The organism is Flavobacterium chungangensis (assembly GCF_042654045.1).
In the GTDB taxonomy this organism is placed as follows: Bacteria; Bacteroidota; Bacteroidia; order Flavobacteriales; family Flavobacteriaceae; genus Flavobacterium; species Flavobacterium chungangensis.
Genome location: NZ_JBHSFY010000019.1, coordinates 64775 through 72097 on the forward strand (window position 1 = coordinate 64775; position 7323 = coordinate 72097).

The window sequence follows — 7323 nt, forward strand, 5'->3', positions numbered from 1 at the left end:
CTAGCACGCACTTAAAATAAAAAAACATGAATTTCAAATACTTCTTTCTAATCTTCCTTTCGTGGGCATCATTTGCACAGAATAGCAATTTTCCGTCAGCTAAAGTGGATTCTATTGTGAAACGAATTCAGCTTCCAATAATAACTTCTTATCGGATTAATGTTTTGACATTAGGTGCCAAAGGCGATTCTATTACAGATAATAAAAAGGCTTTTGATAAAGCAATGGCTTTGTGCAAAAAAAATAAAGGCGGAACAATTATAGTTCCAAAAGGAATTTATAAAATCAACGGACCGATACATTTTGTAAGCAATGTAAACCTTAGAATTGAAAAAGGGGCTAAAATAAAGTTCAGTGATAATCCGAAAGATTATCTTCCAATGGTTTTAACAAGCTGGGAAGGGACGATGTTGTATAATTACAGTCCGCTTATTTATGCTAATAATTGCACGAATATTTCCATTTCTGGAGAAGGAACAATTGACGGAGAAGGAGGAAAGACTTGGAAAACTTTTAAAGCAAAAGAAAACGAAGGCAAAAACCGAAGCCGTGAAATGAATCACAATAACACTCCATTAGAAGAAAGAAAATTTGGAGAAGGCTATTTTTTACGACCACAGATGATTCAGTTTTTAAATTGTAAAAACATTTTAGTCGAAAATATCAGAATCGAAAATTCGCCGTTTTGGTGTCTTCATCTTTTAAAATCAGAAAGTATTACCATTCGCGGAATAAGTTACAAATCCTTAAATCACAATAATGATGGAATTGATCCAGAATATGCAAAAGACGTTTTAATTGAAAATGTCACTTTTGACAACGGAGACGACAATGTTGCCATAAAAGCAGGAAGAGATCATGAAGGAAGAGCTAATGCAGCAACGCCTAGCGAGAATATTGTGATACGAAATTGTAATTTTAAAGGACTTCATGGTGTCGTAATCGGCAGCGAAATGTCAGCTGGAGTTCAGAATGTATTTGTAGAAAATTGTAAAACGGCAGGTTATTTAAAAAGAGGCATTTATTTAAAAACGAATGCCGATCGTGGAGGCTATATCAAAAATATATTTGTTCAAAATATTCAATTAGATCAAGTAGAAGATTGTCTATACATTACATCAAATTATCACGGAGAAGGCAAAGGTTATCAATCGGATATATCAAATGTATATTTCTCTAATATCACTTGCAACAAAGCGTCAGAATCTGGTATTGTAATTCAGGGATTTGCAGATAAAAAAATAAAGAACATCTCTTTAAAAAACATAGAAATAAAAGAAGCTAAAAATGCCCTCTCGAATGAAAACGCAGAAAACGTCTTGATGACAGATGTTTTTATAGGTAAAAGAGCAACAGTGCCTACAGCAGTTTCAAAACATTAGAGTTTAGCCGTTTTTAACCGCAAAGCACACAAAGAAAGCGCAAAGTTCGCAAAGGCTAAAAGATTTAGAGGTTCAAAGGTTCAGAGGTTTTTCGTAGAGATGCACTGCAGTGCATCTACACAAAGAATAACCACAAAGCTTTGTGTCCTCATTGACAAAGTAAACAAAGAATAAAAAACTTAGCGTAACCTTAGCGCACTTTGCGTTAAAAAAACATTTCGCAAGAAAACCACTCAGCATTAAAAAAATAAAAGAAAATGAAAAAATATATCTTTCTAACATTACTTATCACCACAGTAAGTTTTGCCCAAAAAACATCCTTGTATTGTATTGGAGACTCTACAATGGCAAATAAAAAAGATCCAGACAAAAATCCAGAACATGGTTGGGCTCAGGTATTGCAACCTTTTTTTAAAGAAAACATCACAGTAATCAATAAAGCGGTAAACGGACGAAGCACGAGAAGCTTTATCAATGAAAAACGCTGGGATTCTGTTTATAACAAACTTAAAAAAGGAGATTATGTTTTTATAGAATTCGGACATAACGACCAGAAAATAGAAGATTCAGCACGATTTACCAATCCGCATACGGCTTATAGATACAACCTGATTCGTTTTGTAAAAGAAAGCAGAGAAAAAGGTGCTATTCCGATATTATTAACTTCCATTTCAAGACGTAACTTTAACGAAAAAGGCGTTTTGGTGCCAACTCATGGTGATTATCCTTTAGAAACCCGATTGGTTGCACAGGAGTACAATGTACCTTTTATAGATTTAGAGTACTTCACCGAATTATTAGAACAATCTTACGGGCCAGAAAAATCAAAACAGCTTCATCTCCATTTCAAAGCGGGAGAAAATGCTTTTTACAATACAGATAAAGCTGATGATACGCACCTCTCCTTGTTAGGAGCAAATAAAATTGCTGAAATTGTAATTAACCAAATTAAGCTTTCGAAGGACGTTTCGCTAAAGAATCTTAAAAGCGGAATTAAGTAAAACGTTTTTAAACTTAAAGTAATTAAAAGGAAGGGGGAATTTGTATTTCCCCTTTTTTGTTTTTTTGGCATTTCATATAAAAAGAAGATAAAAAAGTAAAGATTAAAGAAATAAATCTAGCCCTATTTTAATATTATAAAAGCTTCTAAGTCTACTTAGTACTTTTTTGATGATATACTTTTGCCTCGAATAATATACCTAAAAAAAACAAAAATTATGAAAGCGGCTAATTTTTCATTAGAGTTTCAGTTAAATATTTCTGAAATTAGAAAACTTAACAAAATGTACTTTGAACACTTGTTTAAAGAGCGTTTAATCTATGTTTTTTTCGTCGTTGCATTAATTGTGCTTTTTCTTGATTTTATTAATGAAGCTGATTTTTTTCAATGGCTGATAAGTGGTCTGGTTACACTTGTTTTTTTGGTGATCATTCAATTCTTTTTTCTTGATGCTATATCCAAAACGATTTTCTGTCTAACAAAATGGCTTATCCAGCATAAAAAAATTTATAGCAGATACAAACTCGCTTTTACCTATTCTGATGTTTGCGTTCGATCTCCGTTAAGAGAATTAAAACATAAGTGGACAAAAATTGAAAAAGTTATTTCGACTAAAAATTTCTTATTTCTCTACGTAAAAGAAAGAAATGCTTATATAATTTCTATTTCAAAGAAAGATCACAATTGTCAAGAGATTGAAGAATTGGTTTCATTTGTTGAAAAGCATGTCATGCACGTCATAAAAGTTTAATGCATTTTAATAATAACATCAAAAAATACCTTATTGTGATTGTTTTATGGCTTATTGGAGATAATGAATTATTTATACAGCTCTAATTTTGCTACATATTTCAGTTATGAATCCTTTCACTTAATGGAAGAGTTTACTGTTTAAAAAAAACAATAAGATGCAAAAGGAGCGAGTTTTAGTGATTGATAATAAAGGTTCTTTTCTAAAAATGTTTAAAAGAAAATTTAAAGATGAGTTTGAATTTTTAGAAAAATCTTTTACTGATCAATGTGAAGGAACAAAAAATCAATATGATCGAACTATTTATGTAGTTTACAGGAGAGAAGAATTGCTTAGTTTTTTACAAGAGGAAAAAAGAGCAAATACTTTGGTTTGTTTGTTTAATGGGCAACTTTATAGGAGCTTATCTTTTCTGGAGGGAGTCAATAATTTAATTTTGTTTGATGAATCAAAAACGAGTCGTGAAATTTTTAAAGAAGTAAAGCTCTTTTTGAATAAGAAATTAGATTTCAAAAGAGAAAAAAAGACAGTGAGGTTATCTAATCCATCACAATCAAAGCTTAATGAATATTATAAAGCAATGTATTTTTTAATGTGACGTAATTTATTTTATTTTTTATATTTTTTTCGACCATATTATTTGATAATAATATGTTTAAATTGCAGGGTAATTATTGTTCGTTATCCTGCTTTTTATTTTATTCTACTTTTTAGTTTTATTAATTTTTTTTGATTTTTAAGTGTTATTATAACAATTAAAAGCCTTAAATTGTTCTGAAAAAATAAAGAATAAAGAAAGTATGAAAAAAAGAGTATTATTTTATCTTCCAATTACTTTAGTTACAGTATTATTAGCGAGTTGCAAAGTTTCTCAAAATGTATCAGAAAAAACAATTGTTTTAAAAAATAGTAGTTCTCTGGCGCTCTCGCAAAAAGCAATTTCTATTAAAAGAGAGAATATAGGAGAAAGCAATGTAAAAGGAGGTTTCCCCATTTTGCTTTCAAAAAAAGATACAATTCCAGCGCAGACAAACGATCTTAATGGCGATGGAAAATGGGATGAACTTTTCTTTACAACAGATTTTTCACCAAACGAAGAAAAAATCATTCAGTTAAAATGGTCTGATATAGATCCAAAGTTTACAATAAAAACCAGTGCACGTTTTGGAAAAAGAGAAGGAAAGGATCTTCCTGTTCATCCAGATACACAAGAAGTTTTAATGGCAAATCAGGTTCTTAAAAAATTAGGTTATCAAAAATACCAGACAGACGGGCCAACTTGGGAGAATGATAAAGTTGGTTTTAGACATTATCTAGACGGAAGAAATTCTAAAGATGTCTTTGGAAAAAAACTTCCAGGAATAACGCCAGAAAACGTGGGTATAAACAGCAAAGGCGCGGTTGAAGACAATTATCACGTGATGTACGATTGGGGAAGAGATATTTTTCCAGTTGGGAATTCTGTTGGTTTAGGCGGTTATGCATTGCTGATTGACAATAAAATAAACCGACTTGGAATTTTAGGTAATGACACCATAAATAATGTAGAAAAGACGACTTTTAAAATTGTTGCAGAAGGACCGGTAAACTCTGTTTTAAGCTACCACTATCAAAATTGGAAAGCCTCTGGAAATCTTTATCAAGTACAGGAAACAACTTCTATTTGGCCTGGAATGTATGGTTTTAAGAATACTGTTTCAATAGATGGCATTAAAGGCAAAGAAACTTTTCTGGCCGCAATTTCTAATTTGAATAATAAAAATCCGCTACAGGTTATAGAAGCTGGAGATTGGATATGTCTAATTCAGCACGATTATTTGACTTATGAACGCCAATGGATTTTGGGAACAGCAATTTTAGTTCCTTCAAATATTTATCAAGGTTATATTTAAGCTCCTAAAACAGGACAGCTGACCGATTCGTATTTGGCAAAATTAAAAGTTGATAATAAAAAAGAGATTAGTTATTATGCGATTGCAGCTTGGGAACTGAGTGCCGATAAAGGTTTTAATGATTCTGCATTTTTTACTAATTATGTGACCAATTTAGCCAAACAGCTTTCGGCTAAAATAAAAGTCGAAATAAAGTAATTTGAAACGATAGGCTGTTGTACAAAATGAGAGAGTTTTTTATTGTTTTAGCTTTTATAAGCGGATTGAATTTTTCTTTCTCGCAACAGGTAACCGATGTTTTTCCTGATGGCACTCCCATCAGCAGCTGGTTTAAAAATGATCAGAAATTGCAATTAAAGGATTTAGGAAAGCAATATCGTATAACAGAATTTGGAGCTAAAAAAGACAGTACAGTACTCCAAACGCAAACCATTCAGGCAATAATTGACCTTGCATCGGCAAATGGTGGCGGTGTAATTGTAGTACCGAAAGGTGTATTTTTGAGTGGCGCTTTATTCTTTAAACCTAAAACAGCTTTATATTTAGTCAAAGGAGCAGTTTTAAAAGGTTCAGATAATATTATTGATTATCCAATTATGGCTTCAAGAATGGAAGGACAAAATCTGGATTATTTTCCCGCCTTGGTCAATGCTTATGGGGTAGATCATTTTTCTATTTCTGGAGAAGGAACAATAAACGGAAATGGAAAAAAGTTTTGGGAAGCTTTCTGGAAAAGACGTAGTGAGAATCCTGATTGCACGAATCTTGAAGTCTCTAGGCCAAGATTAATTTTTGTATGGAATTCAAAAAATGTTCAGTTTCAGGATGTAAAACTGATTAATTCAGGTTTTTGGACGAATCACTTTTATAAATGTAATAATGTAAAACTGCTGAATCTTTACATCTTTTCGCCACATATTGAAATTAAAGCGCCAAGTACCGATGCCATTGATCTTGATGTCTGCGAAAATGTTTTGATAAAAAACTGCTATATGTCTGTAAATGATGATGCCATTGCCTTGAAAGGAGGGAAAGGACCTTACGCAGATAAAGATTCAAATAACGGCCCTAATAAAAACATCATAATTGAGGATTGTACTTTTGGATTTTGCCATTCGGCTTTAACCAATGGAAGTGAAGCGATTCATAATCGAAATATAATTTTTAGAAATAGCCAAATAAAAGGTGCTTCTAGAATGTTGTGGCTAAAAATGAGACCAGACACACCACAGCGATACGAATATATTTTAGTCGAAAACATTCAAGGCGAAGCAGAAACTGGACTTGCCATTTTTGCCTGGCGACAGTTTTATGATTTGAAAAACCGTCAAGATATTCCGTTATCTTATGGCGATCAGATTACTTTAAAAAATATCAATCTTAAATGCACAAATTTTTATGGGGTGGAAAAAGATCCCAATGTGAGATTGAGTAATTTTAGATTTGAAAATCTACATATAGAGTCTGTAAAAACTAAGATGGATAAAAGCATTATAGACGGACTTGTTTTAAAGAATGTTTACCTAAATAAGACTCTTATTGAGTAAAATTTTCCTTTTTTGAGGAATTTTTCCGCTCAAAAATTAACAAATAGAAGAGGTATAAGCCATCTTTTTGGATGAATTTGCTTTTAATTTGATACTTTCTGCAGCGTATTAAAACAGTTGTTGTAAAAATACTTCTGGAGTAAGTTGTTGATTGCTAATGCATTGTATTTGCTGGTTTTTAATAAAGAAAAGAAGTCAATTTATTGTAAAGGAAATGAATGAAAAACTGCATTAAATTTAACAGCAAAATTGTTGTAACTATCACACAAACTTTTATTTTTGTGGCTTAATTTAACAATATATAAGCATGAAAGATTTATTAGTAAAAATCAACGCCGAAATTGAAACATTCAAAGCTGAAGCTGAATCTTTGACTGAAAAAGGAATTAAAGCTGCTGGACCAAGAGCACGTAAATCAACTTTAGAAATTGAAAAACTTTTAAAAGAGTTTAGAAAAGTTTCTATCGAAGAATCAAAAAAATAATACAACTAAAACCTCGTCAATCGACGGGGTTTTTTTATGGGTTAAAGTTGTTGGGAGTTAGGGGTTAAGGGTTAGGAATAAAGAATAAAGAATAAAGAATAAAGAATAAAGAATAAAGAATAAAGAATAAAGAATAAAGAATAAAGAATTAAGAATTAAGAATTAAGAATTAAGAATTAAGAATTAAGAATTAAGAATTTCTCTTAAACTTCTAAAAAAACTTAGAATCTTAGCATCTTAGAACCTTAGCATCTTAAAAAAAAAAAC

General features: G+C 31.4%; 6 protein-coding genes and 1 pseudogene. All 7 read left to right on the forward strand.

Translation table 11 applies throughout. From position 1 onward, the window contains the following. The first annotated feature begins 26 nt into the window (after nucleotides 1-26). The 7 genes and pseudogenes from ACFO3N_RS23020 to ACFO3N_RS23050 all read left to right on the forward strand — a co-directional run bounded on the left by ACFO3N_RS23020 (nucleotide 27) and on the right by ACFO3N_RS23050 (nucleotide 7056). Nucleotides 27-1382 carry a glycoside hydrolase family 28 protein gene (locus ACFO3N_RS23020; protein WP_379801222.1) on the forward strand — a complete coding sequence of 452 codons (1356 nt, stop codon included), beginning with the start codon at nucleotides 27-29 and terminating at the stop codon, nucleotides 1380-1382. A 257-nt stretch (nucleotides 1383-1639) separates the two neighbouring features. Beyond that, the gene (locus ACFO3N_RS23025) at nucleotides 1640-2383 is read left to right on the forward strand and encodes a rhamnogalacturonan acetylesterase (RefSeq protein WP_379801223.1); all 744 of its coding nucleotides are present in this window, start codon (nucleotides 1640-1642) and stop codon (nucleotides 2381-2383) included. A 216-nt stretch (nucleotides 2384-2599) separates the two neighbouring features. Further along, on the forward strand, nucleotides 2600-3133 hold the full coding sequence (locus ACFO3N_RS23030; RefSeq protein ID WP_379801224.1) for a YcxB family protein: 534 nt from the start codon (nucleotides 2600-2602) through the stop codon (nucleotides 3131-3133). A gap of 157 nt (nucleotides 3134-3290) precedes the next feature. Next, complete coding sequence (locus ACFO3N_RS23035) at nucleotides 3291-3731, forward strand: hypothetical protein (protein ID WP_379801225.1); 441 nt, start codon at nucleotides 3291-3293, stop codon at nucleotides 3729-3731. A gap of 202 nt (nucleotides 3732-3933) precedes the next feature. Then, nucleotides 3934-5223: pseudogene (locus ACFO3N_RS23040) on the forward strand (DUF4861 domain-containing protein). Nucleotides 5224-5249: 26 nt separating this feature from the next. Further along, nucleotides 5250-6572, forward strand: coding sequence for a rhamnogalacturonidase (locus ACFO3N_RS23045; RefSeq protein ID WP_379801226.1), 1323 nt, complete (start codon nucleotides 5250-5252; stop codon nucleotides 6570-6572). 307 nt (nucleotides 6573-6879) lie between these two features. Next, a complete protein-coding gene (locus tag ACFO3N_RS23050) occupies nucleotides 6880-7056 on the forward strand; it encodes a histone H1 (RefSeq protein WP_008467640.1) in 177 nt (58 codons plus the stop codon). Nucleotides 7057-7323 lie beyond the last annotated feature (267 nt).